The organism is Oryzifoliimicrobium ureilyticum (genome assembly GCF_037199735.1).
Classification (GTDB): domain Bacteria; phylum Pseudomonadota; class Alphaproteobacteria; order Rhizobiales; family Rhizobiaceae; genus Rhizobium; species Rhizobium ureilyticus.
This window is the reverse complement of record NZ_JBBBVQ010000017.1, coordinates 1-17,210: the sequence shown is the minus strand read 5'-3', so window position 1 is coordinate 17,210 and position 17,210 is coordinate 1. Positions and strand designations below refer to the sequence as shown.

Genomic DNA, 17,210 nt, shown 5'->3' with positions numbered 1-17,210 from the left:
GACCGCATTGTGCAGTCATTGATTGGCAAGGTAGGGCGTCTACGGGGATTTGTGTTGCCGGATATGAATGGGAATAAAAGACCTTCAAGCTTGAGCTGGCGCGCCCGTTGCGCCGACCTGTGCAAAAAGGCGGCAAGAACAGCGGCGGCAGCGCTTATTCTATTTGCTGTGTCCTCTCCCGTTTTCGTCGGGACCCAATCGGAGGCGGCAGGGGAAACCCGCAGCCTGAAGCTTTATTTCGTCCACACTGGCGAAAAAGCGATCATCACCTACAAGCGCAACGGAAAATTCGACCCGAAGGGTTTGGAGCAACTGAACCGCTTTTTGCGTGACTGGCGAAAGAATCAGCCCACGAAAATGGATCCTCGGCTCTTCGACCTGATCTGGGAGGTCTATCGTCAGAGCGGCTCATCCGAATATATCAATGTCGTCTGCGGGTTCCGGTCTCCCTCGACAAATGCCATGCTCAAGAACCGGTCCCGTAATTCGGGCGTTGCCGAGAAGAGCCAGCATATGCTTGGCAAGGCAATGGACTTCTTCATTCCCGACGTCAAACTCGCCAAACTCCGCGAAATTGGTATGAAGCTTCAGGTTGGCGGTGTTGGTTTCTACCCACGCTCGGGATCGCCATTCGTTCATATGGATGTCGGCGGTGTTCGCTCCTGGCCTCGCATGAGCCGTGACGAGCTGGTTCGTCTGTTCCCGAATGGCAATACTCTGCACCTTCCGGCCGACGGGAAGCCGTTGCCTGGTTATGACCAAGCCGTTGCGGACTACAAACGGCGTGTGAATGCATCTGAAATTGAAGTTGCAAGCAGCGGGGCCTACAGTGGCTCGTCGTCTAGCCGCGTCGGAAAGTCCAGGACCCTCTTATCCATGCTGTTTGGGGGCGGCGGTGAAGATGATGCTGAGGATAGCGCAGAAGATTCGACACCATCTTCTGCAGCACCTGTTGCTGTGGCCCGTGCAACGCCGAGCAAGCCGGAAGCGCCTGCCGCGGCACCGGCAGCAGAGCCGGCTGAGCCTGAAGTAGCCAGCATTGCGGCGCCCATTCCTCAAGTTCGCCCCGCATTTGCAGGTCAACCGGCAGGCAGCGAAGTTGCTACGGCATTGGCGCCTTCTCAATCTGGTAATGCGGCTCAGCAAGCGCTTGCTGCAGTCACGCAGGATCAGGCTGCATCGGCAAACCAGCAATTTGCGGATTTGAGCAGCTACCGCGTGCCAGTTCCCTCGTTGATCAACCGGCGTTCTCCAGGCGACGCAGAAGCGCCTGATCCACAGCTCGCTGCTGTTCCCGTGCCTGCCGACCGTCCTGAGCTGGCGGAGAAGTTGTTGGCTGCTGCTGATGTGAAGGATCAGACTGAAAGCCAAAATGCTCTGAAGCCACAACAAGGTAGCCTTTCGCCTGCTATGGTAACTGCAATGGCGAACGAACAAACGCCGAAGCAGGAGACGAGTGATGTTGCGATGGCCATCCAGGCTGCGATGCCAGCAGAACGGCCGCAAGTACAGCCTATGCCGTCAGCTCAACCTGTGACGCCACCACAGCCCGCCACACCGGCACAACCTCCTATGCAGGTTGCTGCACTGGCGCCGTCTACGAAGTCGCCGAACTTTGGCGATGCGTTTGACATGCCGAAGGAAGCGCCAACGCCTCTTGCCCAAGGAATGCCTGCAAAGGGTGGGCGTCCAACCGAGCACGAGGCCGTGGAAGCGGAAGCTGCCCGTGCGACCGTTCGCGGCGAGCCGAAGCTGACGGAGAAGATGATTTCCCAATGGGCTCTGACAAACGCCCGAATGGAGATGGTTACGAAGCCCGTGAAAGCTCCTCGTTTCGTTAGCAGCGCAATGCGCGCTCAGCCGAAAACGGTCTATGCGGAGGGCTTCACCAAGACGGCGTCATTTGATCCCGCCCGTTTCAGCGGGTCAGCCGTCAATTTCATGGAAGTTCGTAAGTTCAATACGAATTGAGTAAACGAAACTCACGCAATCATCCGTGACAGGGTGCCCGTTCTTGCCAGCAAGAACGGGCGCTTGCCGGTTGCGGCAATCGCAGCGAGCCCTTCCTGTCGATCAATAGCCGTATGCATCAGAAATGTGGGGCCACTGCCTGCCCCAAACCAAACGCGCGATCTCTGTCCGTAAACCTTCCAAGGCTAAAGCGGCTAAAGGCAAGCGGCAGTGTTCTTAGTGTCCTGGTTGAAGAACGTCTGTTTCACAAAGAGTCTAAATTGGTTGAACAGCTCTTCGTCAAAATAGTCTAGTGTTTGAGACATTGACGATAATGCGTCTGCAGAGCTCCATGCCGGTTTATAGGATCTCTTGCTGGTCAGCGCTTCATAGACATCGCAAAGCGTTGCAATCTGGACCGCCAAGCTAATCTCACCGGCTTTCAATCCGTGCGGATAGCCCGCGCCGTTCAGCTTCTCATGATGATGGAGGCAAATATCGAGAACAAGTTCGGGCATGGTTGGGTCTTGCGCTAAAAGATCATGACCTCTTTGCGGATGAAGCGCGATTGCGTTTCGTTCTTCCTCGGTAAGAGCAGCCGTTTTTGCCAGGATATCTGAAGACAAATAGATCTTGCCAATGTCGTGAAGCAAGCCGCCAACTCCGAGGACCTGCACTGTGGGCGGGGCGAGGTCCAGAAATTCCGCGAATTGCATCATCAATCCGCTCACGGCCATGGAATGACGCTGAAGATCATCTTCATCGTCCTTTACCCTACTCATTTCGATCAACGCGGTGGGATCTGCTAAGATCGAGCGATAAATTGCTCTCACCGCACTGTCGGCTTCGTCAAAAGACGAGACGCCCAGTCGAGCATCTGCAAACAGTGCGCGTACCCGTGCCTTTGCAGCTCCCAAGAGATCGATGTGGCTTTCGCTCTGCAACCAAACCGTGGGGGCCGTTGTCGACGCGCGATAATCTTCGACATCCATGCCAAGACCGGTATCGATGACAACCGTCTCGAGATTGCTCCTTTGTACTCTTTCAAGGTCTTGATTGGTCGTAAGCAAAAATCCACCAACCCACCGATCTAATCTAGGTAGATGCGGATCGTGGATAAACATTCCAAGTTTTGCGTTACGACGCTCGATGCGTTTCAACATTCGGCAGAATGGCTTCCAATAAAGTTTTGCGTAATATTATATAAATGTCAGTATTTGTCGATGATTAACACTCTATAAAGCATAAAATACTTTTTGCACAGAACAAGTTATTCATAATGATGCCCTAGGCTTTAGGACGGCAGAGGGATGTTTATTAGCGATAAGCGCAAAGAGACGACTTCAACCGCGTTTATGCGGGTTGTCAGAGCTCAGCCTCAAGGGATTGAACTATTGGCAAAGCTTTCGCTCAATCATGGCGCTGATGCGCGGAATGCAACTCGCTACAGACCTATTTTTCAATTGGGTCATATAGGCTTGTGGCTGTCGGGAGGGGAGGGAGAGGGGCTCGGCCGGGATGCTCATCGCGAAATAGGTGACAGACAATCTTATCGACGACAACAACGAGCGCTACAGCGAGTAGAGCATAGGCGACAAGAGCGATTGTGAGAGCGAACATGGTTACGTCACGCCCAGATCAGACGTGGGGCGACGCCTGCGGTTCGGAAGCAAGCTATAATGTCATCCAGATAGCTTTTCATAAACTTCGCCTCCGCCAGCCCTCAGCGTGAGGGCAGTGTCCCGTTCCATATTTTCCTACTGCTATTCCATGAGGATTTTATAAAGCAGCGATGCGTTGATCGCACATCGCTGCTGGTCGTTCGCTTAGGCTGATTTCCTCAGCCGAACACGATCCATTGGCGGTTTGCGTGAGGCAGTGACGACGAGCGCTAATCTGTCTCGAATGCGTGTTGTCACTTCTCCACCGTCCACGGACGCGGCACTTCGCTCAAGTGCGTCGCGCTCTAAATTTGCCTGCTGCCAATGCTCTACATCTTTTCCTACCGGTCTGCCTGCTTGTTCCCAAAGCGCATAGGCACGCCTTTGGATCCACTCTTCTCTATTTTCCATTTCACGTTCTCCCGCAACGAATATAGAACGCACGGAAAAGAGGAAGGTTCCTCCTAAATCATGGATTTTCCACGTAAATTAGTCGCCTAAGGTTTGTGCAGTGCACTCGGATTAGAAGAAAAAGTTGCCGCCAAAATGGCCTCCACCGACCAGGACACCGGATATTCACCGCATATTCGCGCTTCATATATTATCGCACCAGCAACCTTGTCTGCCCTTACTGGAGAATAACGCGATAAACGGTCACATAACCTCTGACCGTTAACATGTTTTCGCTTCAACATATTTCCCACTTCTCCAAATTCGCTCGACGTTGCTTTAAGCGCACTCTTGCTGATGAAAAGGCAGTTTGCGACGGTCGCATTTTCCTGCAATCAATCGCCTTGAAAGTGACTTGATCTGGTAAGGGTTTAGAGGTGACCTATTGGAAGCGCCATCGCATGCTCTAAGTGCTGCACGTCGTCCCTCAAAGTCAGCCTCATGATCGATATGCTTTCAAACTACTGGCCTTTCATCTTGTTCAGCCTTTCAGTCTTGATGGGAGCGGCGGCTGCGATTCACGCCGCTATGACGAAGGAAGAAGTACGCGCCGCCATCGGTTGGGTCGGGGTCATCATTCTATCGCCCCTTATTGGCGCGTCTTTGTATGCCATCGCGGGCATTAATCGGATAAGGCGCGCCTCGTTGAGTTTACGCCGCGAGGCGCTGTTGTCTTCCGTAGGTCTCACAGAGATCGAAACCTTCAATGCAGAGCAAGACGCTGTCATAAGCCGTTTTGGCCGCCGTTTCGCCGCTCTCCAAACACTGGGCGATCGCGTCGCGCGCAGCCCGCTGACAACGGGAAATTCCATAGATCTCCTCGAAACGGGAGATGACGCATATTCTGCAATGTTGTCAGCGATCAAAGAAGCTACGCGCTCGATTTTGCTTGAAACTTATATCTTCGATCGCGACGTCATAGGATTGCGGTTCGCCGAAGCCTTGAAAGAAGCCGTAGCTCGAGGCGTGGAAGTGCGTGTTTTGATTGATGCCGTGGGCGCGCGTTATTCTGTTCCGAGCATCCTTGGATATTTTTCGGAAGCCAATGTTCCCGTTGCCGTCTTCAACGGCAATGTGATCATTGGGCTGCGTTTGCCTTACGCAAATTTGCGGACCCACCGTAAAATTCTCGTCGTCGATGGCAAAGTCGCCTTTACAGGCGGAATGAATATTCGCGAAGGCTTTACAAAGGAGATCAGCGGCGATTCATTTGCGCGGGACACGCATTTCGTCGTTGAAGGTCCCGTGGTCGCTGATCTTTTTCATATCGCCGCGGACGACTGGCGTTTTGCAACCGGTGAGAATCTAGACGGCGACACGTGGGCAATGGTCCCGCCAGACCGGAATCCTGGCGATCCGGTGTTTATGCGCGTTGTCGCATCTGGCCCCGATAGACGCCTTGAGACTAATCATAAGATGCTTATGGGCGCGTTTTCGGTGGCCCGCGATTCCATCAAAATCATGTCGCCTTACTTTCTTCCCGACCGCGAACTTATCAGTGCATTGAGCACCGCGGCCAGGCGCGGCGTCAGTGTCGACATTGTGGTTCCTGCAACAAACAACCTACTCCTGGTCGATCGCGCCATGACCGCTCAGTTCGACCAGATGCTCAAGAACTATTGCCGGATCTGGCGAGCCACTGGCCCATTCAACCACTCTAAACTTCTCACCATCGATGGCCAATGGGCCTATGTCGGTTCCTCGAACATCGATCCTAGATCTCTTCGCTTGAATTTCGAGGTTGATATGGAGGTTCTGAACGAGGAGTTCGCGAGCGAAATCGACGAACATATCGATGCGGCAATTGAAACCGCTTCGGCGGTGACTTTGGAGGGGCTTCGGAACCGACCTTTCGCGCTTCGCCTGTTGGAGAAGATACTGTGGCTTGGATCTCCCTATTTGTGATGAACTCCGTCTCGGCCATGAACTTTGCTTGGTCTCGTCGAAATATTTGCCCGTCGCGATAGTCTGATTGGGCCAAGCGCCTATACTTATCGGTAGAGCTTTTGTGTGAAAACGGAAGATAGTTGGATTCAGGTCTGATGGAGAAGAATTCGAAGCGAAGCCTGCGCGCCAGCATCGTGGCGTCAATTCGCGACAGGAAGAAGCGACTGGATCATCAGCCATCCGACCGGCGCGAAGGTACTTTGATCGCGACATACAACGTGCACAAGTGTGTTGGCATCGACCGTCGCTTTGATCCTGAACGCACAAGCCGGGTTATCCACGAGATCGATGCCGATGTGATCGCGCTACAGGAAGCCGATACGCGCTTCGGCGAGCGCACCGGCATCCTCGATCTTGGACGCCTCGAGCGCGAGACAGGTCTTGTACCCGTTCCGATCAGCGGAATGGCCAAAGCACATGGTTGGCACGGCAATGTCGTGCTTTTCAAAAAGGGTGTCGTGCGCGACATTCACCAGATCGATCTCCCGGGCCTGGAGCCGCGTGGTGCCTTGGTGGCGGAACTTGAGCTGGAGAAGAATGGGATTTTGCGCATCATTGCAGCGCATTTCGGCTTGCTGAGGCATTCGCGGGCCCGGCAGGCCAAGGTTCTCATCGACCTGATGACGGATGAACGAGAGGTTCCTACCATTCTCGTGGGCGACTTGAACGAATGGCGCTTGGGAGACAAATCATCGCTTCATAGCTTCCAACTCGCCTTTGGCCCGCAGCCTCCAGCTGTTCCGAGCTTTCCTGCAAGGCTGCCGATGTTGGCTCTGGACAGGATTATTGCCAATCGGCGGGGCATGCTTACCCGGCTTGAAGTGCACGATACACCGCTTTCGCGCGTGGCGTCCGATCATCTGCCCGTAAAGGCTGTCGTTGATCTCATACCTGCACGAAAGGAAAAGCAAAGCGCCGACCTCAAATGACGCCGGCGGTTGTAATGCAGTTGAAATACTTCAATTTATGGACGGAACAGCTTCCAACGCGTTGGGCGAAATCCAATGCGCGCATGGTCCATGGCATCGGCCTGTTGAGGCGAGAGCTCGATCTCGATCGGCGCCTGCCCAACGCCAATGTCGAGTTCGACGTGCCGCGTTCCGGCCACGCGACGACTGGCGAGTGCGGTGCCGCTGATTGATGCGCTTGAGCCTTCGAGTAGTTCTATGTCGTGCGGTCTGAAATAAAGCTTTGCTAGGCCCTCTTTTTCTCCCGGTGCGGCCAGACCAAGAGGGCGATCGTTGAACCAGACTTCTTCCGACTTGACGATAACCTCAAGACAGTTCGACTGTCCGACAAACCCAAATACGAAGGGAGAGACAGGGTTATCGTAGATCTCGTCCGGGGTGCCGACCTGTTCGATCTTGCCGTGGCTCATAACCACCACGCGGTCGGCGAGTTCCATGGCTTCGTCCTGATCGTGTGTCACGAAGACCGTCGTGTGGCCGGTTTGATCGTGAATTTCACGCAGCCACTTGCGAAGATCTTTGCGCACCTGCGCATCCAGCGCGCCGAATGGCTCGTCTAAAAGCAGCACGTTAGGTTCGACCGCCATAGCCCGTGCAAGTGCCACGCGTTGGCGCTGACCGCCTGATAGTTGCGTGGGGTAGCGCTTTTCAAGACCCGACAGTTGAACGAGATCAAGGAGTTCAGTCGCTCGGCGGCGGATTTCTGCCTTGGATGGACGGCGCGACGCTTTGCGCACTGTCAACCCAAAGGCGACGTTGTCGAGCACGGTCATATGGCGGAAAAGCGCGTAATGCTGGAAGACGAAGCCGATATTGCGTTCCTGAACCGGCTTGCTCGATGCATCGTCGGCACCAAAGAAGATTTTGCCTTCGGTCGGATGCTCGAGACCTGCGATCAGTCTCAAGAGCGTGGTCTTGCCTGAACCCGATGGACCCAGGAGCGCGATCAATTCACCTGAATGGATCTTGAGGGATACATTGTGCAGCGCGGCGAACCGGTCGAATTCCTTGCGCAAATTCTCTACGCGAACTTCCATAGACATTCCTTCAGTGACGCCGGCTCGCTGCGATCTCCGCGCTGTAGCGAATTTCGAGAAGCGTCTTCAAAACTAGGGTGACCAGCGCCAGTAGCGCTAGCAGAGTTGCGACAGCAAATGCGCCGGTAAAATTATATTCGTTATAGAGGATCTCGATCTGGAGCGGCATTGTCGTCGTCTGACCGCGTATGCGTCCAGACACCACAGAAACGGCGCCGAACTCACCCATAGCGCGCGCGTTGCACAGCAGAACGCCGTAAAGCAGGCCCCATTTGATATTGGGTAGCGTCACATACCAGAACGTTTGCCAGCCGCTCGCGCCAAGAGAAAGCGCGGCCTCTTCGTCGGCCGTTCCTTGCTCTTGCATGAGCGGGATGAGTTCGCGTGCGACGAAGGGAAACGTAACGAACATCGTTGCCAGAACCAGCCCCGGCACCGCGAACAAAATTTTGATGTCGTGGGCGCTGAGCCATTTGCCAAGATAGGTGTTTGCTCCAAAGATGAGGACGAAAACAAGTCCTGAAATGACTGGTGAAACCGAAAAGGGAAGATCGATCAATGTGGTCAGGAGCGCCTTTCCCTTGAACTCAAATTTGGCGACGGCCCAGGCCGCAACGACACCAAAGACAAGATTGAGGGGAACGCTGATACCAGCCACGATCAGCGTCAGCCAAATTGCCGAGGCGGTTTCAGGATCTTGCAACGCTTCGAGGAAAGGAGCTGCCCCCTTGCGGAATGCTTCCACGAAAACTGCAGCAAGCGGCAACAGCAATATCAGCAACAGAAACACAAATGTGATGCCGATTGAGATCCACCGCGCCGCCTTGCTCTCCGTCGTCACCGAGCCGATACGTTTGGTCACGTCATGCGCCATAACCATACCTCCGCCGGCTCCAGCTTTGAACGAGATTGATGATCAGCAGCATGGCAAAAGATAAGATCAACATCACTGCTGCAATTCCCGTCGCGGCCGCATAATTATATTCTTCCAATTTGATCACGATGAGCAAAGGCGCGATCTCGGATTTGAATGGAAGATTACCAGCAATGAAGATGACCGAGCCATATTCGCCGACACCGCGCGCAAAGGCGAGAGCAAACCCGGTCAGCACGGCGGGTAACAAGCCGGGCAAGAGGACACGGCTGATGGTCTGAAACCGGCTCGCGCCAAGCGTCGCAGCAGCCTCTTCGACCTCTTTGTCAATTTCCTCGATAATCGGCTGCACAGTTCGGACAACGAACGGTAATCCAACGAAGACGAGTGCAATCACAATGCCGATCGGTGTGAAAGCGATCTTGATGCCGAGAGGCGTCAAAAACTGACCAATCCAGCCATTTGGCGCATAGAGTGTTGTGAGTGCAATGCCCGCTACCGCAGTTGGCAAGGCAAAGGGGAGATCCACCATTGCATCGATGACGCGCTTTCCCGGGAAGCGATAGCGAACCAGGACCCAGGCAAGAACGACGCCGAAAACCGCGTTCACGAGGGCCGCGATGAACGCGGTCGTGAAGCTGATGCGCAACGCGTTGAGCGTCCGTGCATCGAGCGCAATCGACCAGAATTTATCCCAGCCCAAGTCTGCCGAACGCCAAGCGAGCCCGGATAGAGGTACGAGTATGAGGAGGGTGAGCCATATCAACGTAAAACCGAGCGTCAATCCAAAGCCTGGAATGACGCTCGGCCGTCTAATACGCCACCGTGAGGTGTCGCTTGTTGTCATGAATGATATTATTGTGCTGGCTTGTAAATTTGGTCAAATACACCGCCATCGCCGAAGAACTTTGGCTGTGCGGCGGCCCATCCGCCGAAGTCGTCGATTGTCGCGAGCTTCAAGGGTTTGAAGCGCTCGATATCTGCCTTGTCTGCTACTTCCGGCTTGATGGGCCGATAGAAATGCTTCGCGGCAATCTTCTGCCCCTCATCGGAATACAGATAGTTGAGATAGGCTTCTGCCACCTTGCGTGTGCCCTTCTTGTCGACCACGCCATCGACGACGGCAACCGGCGGGTCAGCTCTGATCGACAGTGAGGGCGTGATGATTTCGAATTGATCGGGGCCAAGCTCTTCCAAGGACAGATAAGCTTCGTTCTCCCATGCCAGAAGCACATCGCCGAGACCGCGCTGGACGAACGTGGTTGTCGCGCCCCGAGCGCCGGTGTCGAGGACAGGTACATGCTGCAGGAGTTTCGTTACATACTCCTGAGCCTTTGCGTCATCTCCGCCATTGGCATTCTTCGCCCAAGCCCAGGCAGCCAGAAAGTTCCAGCGCGCCCCGCCGGACGTCTTTGGATTGGGAGTAATCACCTGCACGTCGTCGCGAACAAGATCACTCCAGTCTTTGATGGCTTTCGGGTTTCCTTTTCTTACCAGAAAAACAATGGTGGACGTGTATGGCGTCGAATTGTTGGGAAACTTGGTCTTCCAGTCGGCGGAAATTTTTCCCGTCGCCTTCGCGATCGCATCAATATCACCTTCGAGCGCGAGAGTGACGACATCAGCATCAAGGCCGTCAATCACAGAACGCGCTTGAGCGCCCGAGCCCCCGTGGGAAGACTTCACTGTGATTGCTTCACCTGTGTCCTGTTTCCATTTTGCAGCAAAGGCTGCATTGAAGTCTTTGTAGAGCTCACGCGTCGGGTCGTAGGACACGTTTAAAAGCTGCTCGGCGGAAAAGGCCGGCGTTACAACGCCAATGGCAAGGCTTCCTGCGATTGCTGCGGCCATCGCCAATAACGCCATTTTGAAAGACTTCATGAAAACCTCCTCAGTTGTACGTGAAGTCTATCAAGTTAGTCGCGTAAAGAAACATAGATTGTTCTGGATGATGGCCTGTAGAGGGAATGTCTTGCCAAATGTCGGAGTTTTGCAGGATTGGTGTGGCGCGAGAGGTGCTATGGTGTCGCAGATTGTGCGGAAGGCCGTTATCCTAATCGGCGGCCGGCTTAATCTTGTCCCAGATACGAATGAGCCCGGCAAGATTTTGTACGCGCATTTTACGCATGACCTGGGCCCTCCTCACCTTAACGGTAATTTCGCTCACACCGAGCTGGCCAGCGATCTGCTTGTTGAGGAAGCCGTTGACGACGAGCCGCATCACCTCTTGTTCACCCTGGGATAGAGTTTGCCAGCGAGAGTGGAGCTCCGCGAGAAGCTGATGCTCGGTGCGTTGCTGCTGATCGATTTGAAGGCCGCGTTGGACAGCATCGAGAAGCTCCTGATCGCGGAAAGGTTTTGTAAGAAACTCAATTGCACCCTCTTTCATGGCCCGGACAGACATTTCGATGTCTCCATGTCCGGTAATGAAGATGATCGGGATATGGACGTTGCGGGTCGCCAATCCACGCTGAAAGTCGAGCCCACTCTGACCAGGCATCCGAATATCGAGCACAAGACAGGCTGGCGCCTCCGGGCGGGCTTGATCAAGAAACGCCTGCGTCGAGGAAAATGACGAGACGCGCAGCTCGACCGATGTCAAAAGATCCTCCAGCGCTGCCCTTACGGATGCGTCGTCATCGATGACGTAAACGATCGGCTCTCCCTGTTGTTGCTTCGTCGGCGCTGCCTTCATTTCGCTTATTCCTTCGGCACGGGGAGGGACACCGTAAATTCGGTGCCTATGCGTGGCCTTGAGGAAACGGAGATTGTTCCCCCATGTGCTTCGACCATGGTGCGCGTAATTGAAAGACCAACACCCATGCCATGCTCTTTTGTGGTCCAGAAGGCTTCAAATAGATGTTCGAGAACTGCGGGCTCTATGCCGGTACCGACATCTGCCACGACAAGGCTGAGCGTATCATCCTCCTGACGAAATGATGAGATCGACAGCACACGTTTGAAGCTCGGTAAATGCCGCATGGCGTCTATAGCGTTGAGCAGGAGGTTGATGACAATCTGAATGATTTGGATCCTGTCGACCGGAATGAGCGGCAGGTCTTCCTCAAGCGAGAGCTTCACCAGAATATTATTCTTCTCAAGCTCGCCTTGCGTAATCGCCACAGCTTCATGAACAATAGTATTGAAGTCAGATAGCTTGCGATCCGGCGCGTCGCTTTTTGCGAGGCTGCGCACGCGCTTTATAACTTCGCCCGCCCGACTTGCATCTTCGGCGATGCGTGCCAATGCCGAAACTGCCTTTTCTATATTTGGGGGATCGCGGTCGAGCCAGCGGCGCGAGGCGTCGGCGCTCGTGACGACGGCAGCGAGCGGCTGATTGACTTCGTGTGCGATTGAGGCCGTCAGGGCCGCGAGGCTCGCTAAACGCGTTGCGCGGGCAAGCTGCGTCTGTGCCTCGAACACCGTTGCTTGCGCGTTCAGCGTTTTCAGTACCAGATAGGTCGTAATGCCGATCGCCGCTGTGCTGATGATAGCGTTGAGGACGCCCGTGTCAAAAGAACCGTGCTGGGTGAGGAAAAGGCTGAGAGCCGTTAGCCCGACGCATAATCCCGCAAGGCGAATTACACCGCGTATACTGAGGTATCCGACCGCGAGCACGATAACGACAATGTAGAATACGGCAATTGCCACTTCATATTGCGTCACGGTGTCTGCCACAAAGACCGCGACAATGAGAGAGGCGAGGGCAAAGCCTCTTAAGCGGAGTCGTCTGTCTTGTTGATGCTGAGTGGCGTTGTGTTCACCGCGGGACGACATGGGCTTCCTCGCAAATAATCCAGGTCTTTAACGCTAGCGCGAAGGCGTTGCCAGTCTCATTCATCGGACCGCGCTCAAACTATACCAAGGTATATTCTGGATGTCCCTTAGCAGGCTGCCGATGTCCTCATGCATCGTCGCGTCGGCCCGCGGCTGGAGCTATGCTTCTTTCACTCCAGATTGTTGTCCTGAGCTACAGACTAACCAGGGATTTACGCACCGCAAAGCTAATGGCAAGCGACAGTGATGGGAGCGAACATTCTCTCGGACGGTCAAGAACCGTCCCTCTAGACCAAAAAGCAATTTACGAAGCTTGGCGCTAGGAAGCCGATCTGCGCCGTGGTTTCGCCACCAAATTTCCTGGGGCTTTTCATGGCGCAGTACAAATCGACTCCTCTTGCTCTGCATCGTTCCATCATGCCCACGGTCTGGGACGTCTTGGCGCTCAGCATCGTCTTTGGCTTCATCATGCTGTTTGCCTATGGCGCCAAGGTGACGACTGTCCCTCTATCCGCGCTTGATGCCTCTCCCATGTCGTTGGATCCAAGTCATCTTCCGGTCTATGCGATGAGGACGACCTTACGGATGCTGGTCGCCCTTGCGTTCTCGTTTCTCTTTACGCTGATTTACGGATCGATTGCCGCCAAGAGCCGACGGGCCGAAATGGTCCTGGTGCCACTTCTCGATATCCTGCAGTCTGTGCCGATCCTCGGGTTTTTGACCTTCACCGTAACATTTTTTCTCAATCTGTTCCCTGGCACCGTCTTCGGCGCTGAGCTGGCGTCGGTTTTTGCAATATTCACTAGCCAAGCCTGGAACATGGCCTTCAGCCTTTATCAATCGATGCGAAGCCAGCCGAAGGATCTGGAGGAGGTGGCTTCAGCCTTTCATCTTTCCGGCTGGCAGCGGTTCTGGAGACTTGAAGTTCCTTTTGCCATGCCGGGACTTGTCTGGAATACCATGATGTCAATGTCGGGCGGATGGTTTTTCGTCGTCGCCTCCGAGGCTATTACCGTCGGTAATACGACGATCACGCTACCGGGCATAGGCTCCTATGTCGCGCTCGCGATTGAGCAGCAAAACATCCTTGCAATTTTCTATGCGGTTCTAGCAATGCTGGCAGTGATCGTTCTTTACGACCAGCTGATGTTCAGGCCGCTTGTTGCCTGGGCTGATAAGTTTCGCTTCGAAACCACGGCTTCGGGCACCGCTCCGACTTCCTGGGTGCTCGATTTATTTCGTCGAGCCCGCTTCATGTATGTCGTTGCGGCTGCTTTTGGCTTCCTGACACGCCTCGTTTGGCAGCTTCGTATTCCCCAGATGCCGCACGTCGTTCGCGCCTCTGGCAACCGTGCTGTGACGCGCGTGTTCGACATTCTTTGGCTTGCAACCATTGCCGTTGTTGTGAGCTGGGCCTGCTATTCCAGTTTTACCTATCTGAGAGCAACGCTGAGCTGGTCAGACCTTGCAACAGCGATTTCAGACGGGATGATCACCTTGTTCAGGGTCGCCGTCCTTATGGCCATAGCAACATTGATATGGGTTCCCATCGGCGTGTGGATCGGACTGCGTCCACGGCTGGCGGAGAAAATACAACCGCTCGCACAATTTCTCGCGGCGTTTCCGGCAAATATCGCCTTTCCTGTCGTGGTGATATTGATCGTGCGGTTTCACCTGAATGCGGATATTTGGCTGAGCCCGCTCATGATACTCGGCACGCAATGGTACATTCTATTCAATGTCATCGCTGGCGCCAGCGCGTTTCCGGGCGACCTTAAGGATGCGTCCAGGAGTTTTCACGTCACCGGATGGCGGTGGTGGATCAAGGTCATCCTGCCCGGCATTTTTCCCTATTACATCACCGGCGCGATAACAGCCTCCGGCGGATCCTGGAATGCGAGTATCGTTTCCGAGGTCGCCAGCTGGGGCGATACGAAACTATCGACACCAGGTCTTGGGTCTTTCATCGCCCAAGCCACGGCAAACAGCGACTTCCCGCGGGTCGTTCTGGGGATCGTCGTGATGTGCGCGATCGTGACGCTGTTCAACCGCCTGTTCTGGCGACCGCTGTACAGGTTCGGCGAACGTCGCCTGCGTCTCGACTGAAAACGCAAATCTCAACATCAAGGATCATTACAATGAGAGCACAGATCGAGCAGGTTCCGCTCATCGACATCAAAGCCGTGTCGCGTTCCTTTCCAAAGCCGACTGGAAAGGATGTCGTGGTTCTTGCCGATGTCGACCTGACAATCAAGGAAGGCGAAATTGTTGGCTTGCTTGGTCGATCGGGTTCGGGCAAATCCACCTTGCTTCGCATTATAGCCGGCTTGATGTCACCATCTTCGGGTCGAGCCGAGTTTCGAGGGCAGAGCATCAGTGGCCCCGCTGTCGGAATATCCATGGTATTCCAGTCCTTCGCGCTCTTTCCCTGGCTCACAGTGCTGCAGAATGTGGAACTGGGTCTTGAGGCCAAAGGCGTTGAGCGTAATGAGCGACGCAAGCTTGCGCTCGAAGCGATCGACCTCATCGGCCTTGATGGTTTCGAGAACGCCTATCCGCGGGAGCTTTCAGGAGGAATGCGCCAGCGCGTAGGCTTCGCACGCGCTCTGGTCGTTCATCCTGATCTTCTTTTGATGGATGAGCCATTTTCTGCCCTCGATGTTCTCACGGCTGAAACATTGCGAACGGATATGATCGACCTTTGGATCGAAGGCCGCCTCCCGATTCAATCTGTGCTGATCGTCACGCATAACATCGAAGAAGCCGTTTTGATGTGTGATCGTATCCTTGTGTTTTCGTCCAACCCAGGGCGTGTGGCGCGAGAACTCAAGGTAGATCTTCCGCATCCGCGCAATCGTCTCGATCCTGCGTTCCGCCAACTTGTCGACAGCATTTACACCCTCATGACACAACGTGCCGAAACGCGGAGTGTAGAGTTGGAGGGCATTCCCGGCACTGGCATGGGGATGGTCTTGCAGCCGGTTTCAACCAACATTCTGTCCGGCCTTATAGAGGCGCTTGCCGCTAGCCCCTATCACGGAAAGGCGGATTTGCCCGTTCTGGCCGGCGTTCTGCAGTTGGAGGCCGATGAGTTGTTTCATCTCGGCGAAACGCTGCAACTGCTTCGATTTGCGCAATTGAGCGAAGGTGATATCGTTCTAACCGAGGCCGGCAAGCAATTTGCTCATCTGGAGACCGACGAGCGTAAGAGGCTTTTTGCCGAGCATCTCCTGACCTACGTTCCCGCCATCGGTCTGATACGCCGGGTCCTTGACGAAAGGCCCAATCACAAAGCTCCTGCCGAACGGTTTCGCAGTGAACTTGAAGACTACATGACCGCCTCTTATGCCGCAAACACCCTTTCTGCGATCATCGCCTGGGGACGCTATTCCGAACTTTTTGCCTATGACGAACAAACGGAGATGTTCAGCCTGGAAAATCCTATCTGAAGCGGGAGGTCGTTACTTTGGCCACATACAATGGAACAACCATGCTTAGCGACCTCCGCGCGCTCGACGGAATATGTCGCTTCATGTTTACGGGCACGAATGTTCGGGGCGGAAAAGGGACTTCCGTCGCTTTTGTCCTACGATAGGACATAAAGCGCATCATATCTAAAATTCGATCTTTTCGCTTAAGCGGATAGAAGACAAAGCCATGTAGTCTCCAGTCATGAAGGTTGTGAAGCAGCCGTTCCGATTTGACGAGGCCTGCTTTCCGCTCATGCAAGGGAGATCGACATGCTGAAACTACTCGTAACATGTGTTGCTTTGGCTGCCACAACCGCTGCAATGACAGAGCACGCTTTTGCGTTTGGACCTGCCGGCATGGGCCGCGATCTTGTCTATAGCGTTTCCGCCACGAAGAAGTCGGATACGCAGATGTCAAAGGCCGGTTTTGTGCGGCCGAATGTGCCCGATGCCATTGTGCAGCTGAAAAAAGACGCAGAGGTAACAGGGTCAATTCCAACCTCTGACCATCCGGCTTTGCCCTCAGCTATCCTTGAGGCAATTCTTGTTGAGGCTGCCGACCTCTTGGCTTCGGCGCATCTTCCAAGTCTTTCCCAGGGGCAACCATAACTTCCGACGAGAACGGATTTGTCGGAAATAACCGATCGTTTGATCGCTTTGTCCGACGCCAAAACGCGATGATTTGCGTTAGCGAAATCTCTTACCGATCGGGAAGTATGTGAAGCCGTGTTTGGTGACATCTGCATTGCTGTAGATGTTTCTGAGATCGACGATCACGGGGTTCTTCATGGTTTTCTTCAGGCGCGGCAGATCGAGCGCGCGGAACTGATCCCATTCCGTGACGATCACGACAGCATCAGCCCCATCGGCAATATCGTAGGCGTCCTTGCCGTAGGTCACATCGCCCAGCATGCCCTTGGACGCTTCCATGCCCTCTGGATCGAAGACATGCACCGAGGCGCCGCCATCGAGCAGAGCCTGGATGATCGTGATCGAGGGCGCATCGCGCATATCGTCGGTATTGGGCTTGAACGTCAGTCCAAGCACGGCAATCTTCTTGCCCCGCACGCTGCCCT

The 17,210-nt window shown here is 54.4% G+C and carries 15 protein-coding genes; 6 read left to right on the top strand and 9 right to left on the bottom strand.

Features of this window, described 5'->3' with window-relative positions; all coding sequences use genetic code 11:
- Nucleotides 1-54: 54 nt before the first annotated feature.
- Nucleotides 55-1,971, top strand: a complete 1,917-nt coding sequence (locus VQ830_RS20620) for a peptidoglycan L,D-endopeptidase MepK (protein WP_337270032.1) — start codon at nucleotides 55-57, stop codon at nucleotides 1,969-1,971.
- A gap of 194 nt (nucleotides 1,972-2,165) precedes the next feature.
- On the opposite strand, the gene VQ830_RS20615 is transcribed toward VQ830_RS20620, so the two are convergent.
- Nucleotides 2,166-3,113, bottom strand: a complete 948-nt coding sequence (locus VQ830_RS20615) for an HD-GYP domain-containing protein (RefSeq protein ID WP_337270031.1) — start codon at nucleotides 3,111-3,113, stop codon at nucleotides 2,166-2,168.
- A gap of 663 nt (nucleotides 3,114-3,776) precedes the next feature.
- Complete coding sequence (locus VQ830_RS20610) at nucleotides 3,777-4,022, bottom strand: DUF2934 domain-containing protein (protein WP_337270030.1); 246 nt, start codon at nucleotides 4,020-4,022, stop codon at nucleotides 3,777-3,779.
- A 480-nt stretch (nucleotides 4,023-4,502) separates the two neighbouring features.
- On the opposite strand from VQ830_RS20610, the gene VQ830_RS20605 reads away from it, so the two are divergent.
- On the top strand, nucleotides 4,503-5,966 hold the full coding sequence (locus VQ830_RS20605) for a phospholipase D-like domain-containing protein (protein WP_337270029.1): 1,464 nt from the start codon (nucleotides 4,503-4,505) through the stop codon (nucleotides 5,964-5,966).
- 137 nt (nucleotides 5,967-6,103) lie between these two features.
- A complete protein-coding gene (locus VQ830_RS20600) occupies nucleotides 6,104-6,937 on the top strand; it encodes an endonuclease/exonuclease/phosphatase family protein (RefSeq protein ID WP_337270028.1) in 834 nt (277 codons plus the stop codon).
- A 35-nt stretch (nucleotides 6,938-6,972) separates the two neighbouring features.
- On the opposite strand, the gene VQ830_RS20595 is transcribed toward VQ830_RS20600, so the two are convergent.
- The 6 genes from VQ830_RS20595 to VQ830_RS20570 form a co-directional block, all read right to left on the bottom strand.
- Nucleotides 6,973-8,013: a sulfate/molybdate ABC transporter ATP-binding protein gene (locus tag VQ830_RS20595; protein WP_337270027.1), complete on the bottom strand. Its 1,041-nt coding sequence runs from the start codon at nucleotides 8,011-8,013 to the stop codon at nucleotides 6,973-6,975.
- Nucleotides 8,014-8,023: 10 nt separating this feature from the next.
- Complete coding sequence (gene cysW / locus VQ830_RS20590; protein WP_337270026.1) at nucleotides 8,024-8,887, bottom strand: sulfate ABC transporter permease subunit CysW; 864 nt, start codon at nucleotides 8,885-8,887, stop codon at nucleotides 8,024-8,026.
- The gene (gene cysT / locus VQ830_RS20585; RefSeq protein WP_337270025.1) at nucleotides 8,877-9,734 is read right to left on the bottom strand and encodes a sulfate ABC transporter permease subunit CysT; all 858 of its coding nucleotides are present in this window, start codon (nucleotides 9,732-9,734) and stop codon (nucleotides 8,877-8,879) included. Before cysT ends, cysW begins: the two co-directional genes overlap by 11 nt.
- Before the next feature lie 8 nt (nucleotides 9,735-9,742).
- Nucleotides 9,743-10,768, bottom strand: a complete 1,026-nt coding sequence (locus VQ830_RS20580; protein WP_337270024.1) for a sulfate ABC transporter substrate-binding protein — start codon at nucleotides 10,766-10,768, stop codon at nucleotides 9,743-9,745.
- A 172-nt stretch (nucleotides 10,769-10,940) separates the two neighbouring features.
- Entirely contained in the window at nucleotides 10,941-11,582 is a 642-nt protein-coding gene (locus VQ830_RS20575) for a response regulator transcription factor (protein WP_337270023.1), read from the bottom strand.
- Nucleotides 11,583-11,587: 5 nt separating this feature from the next.
- Nucleotides 11,588-12,664 carry a sensor histidine kinase gene (locus tag VQ830_RS20570; RefSeq protein ID WP_337270022.1) on the bottom strand — a complete coding sequence of 359 codons (1,077 nt, stop codon included), beginning with the start codon at nucleotides 12,662-12,664 and terminating at the stop codon, nucleotides 11,588-11,590.
- A 372-nt stretch (nucleotides 12,665-13,036) separates the two neighbouring features.
- Between VQ830_RS20570 and VQ830_RS20565 the strand changes: the two genes are divergently transcribed.
- The 3 genes from VQ830_RS20565 (at nucleotide 13,037) to VQ830_RS20555 (ending at nucleotide 16,743) form a co-directional block, all read left to right on the top strand.
- Nucleotides 13,037-14,770, top strand: a complete 1,734-nt coding sequence (locus tag VQ830_RS20565) for an ABC transporter permease (protein WP_337270021.1) — start codon at nucleotides 13,037-13,039, stop codon at nucleotides 14,768-14,770.
- A gap of 32 nt (nucleotides 14,771-14,802) precedes the next feature.
- Nucleotides 14,803-16,113, top strand: coding sequence for an ABC transporter ATP-binding protein (locus tag VQ830_RS20560; protein ID WP_337270020.1), 1,311 nt, complete (start codon nucleotides 14,803-14,805; stop codon nucleotides 16,111-16,113).
- Nucleotides 16,114-16,404: 291 nt separating this feature from the next.
- Nucleotides 16,405-16,743, top strand: coding sequence for a hypothetical protein (locus VQ830_RS20555; protein WP_337270019.1), 339 nt, complete (start codon nucleotides 16,405-16,407; stop codon nucleotides 16,741-16,743).
- Between the two features lie 78 nt (nucleotides 16,744-16,821).
- Here VQ830_RS20555 and VQ830_RS20550 read toward each other — a convergent pair.
- Nucleotides 16,822-17,210 (bottom strand): UDP binding domain-containing protein (locus VQ830_RS20550; RefSeq protein WP_337270018.1); only part of this gene is annotated, 389 nt, incomplete at its 5' end.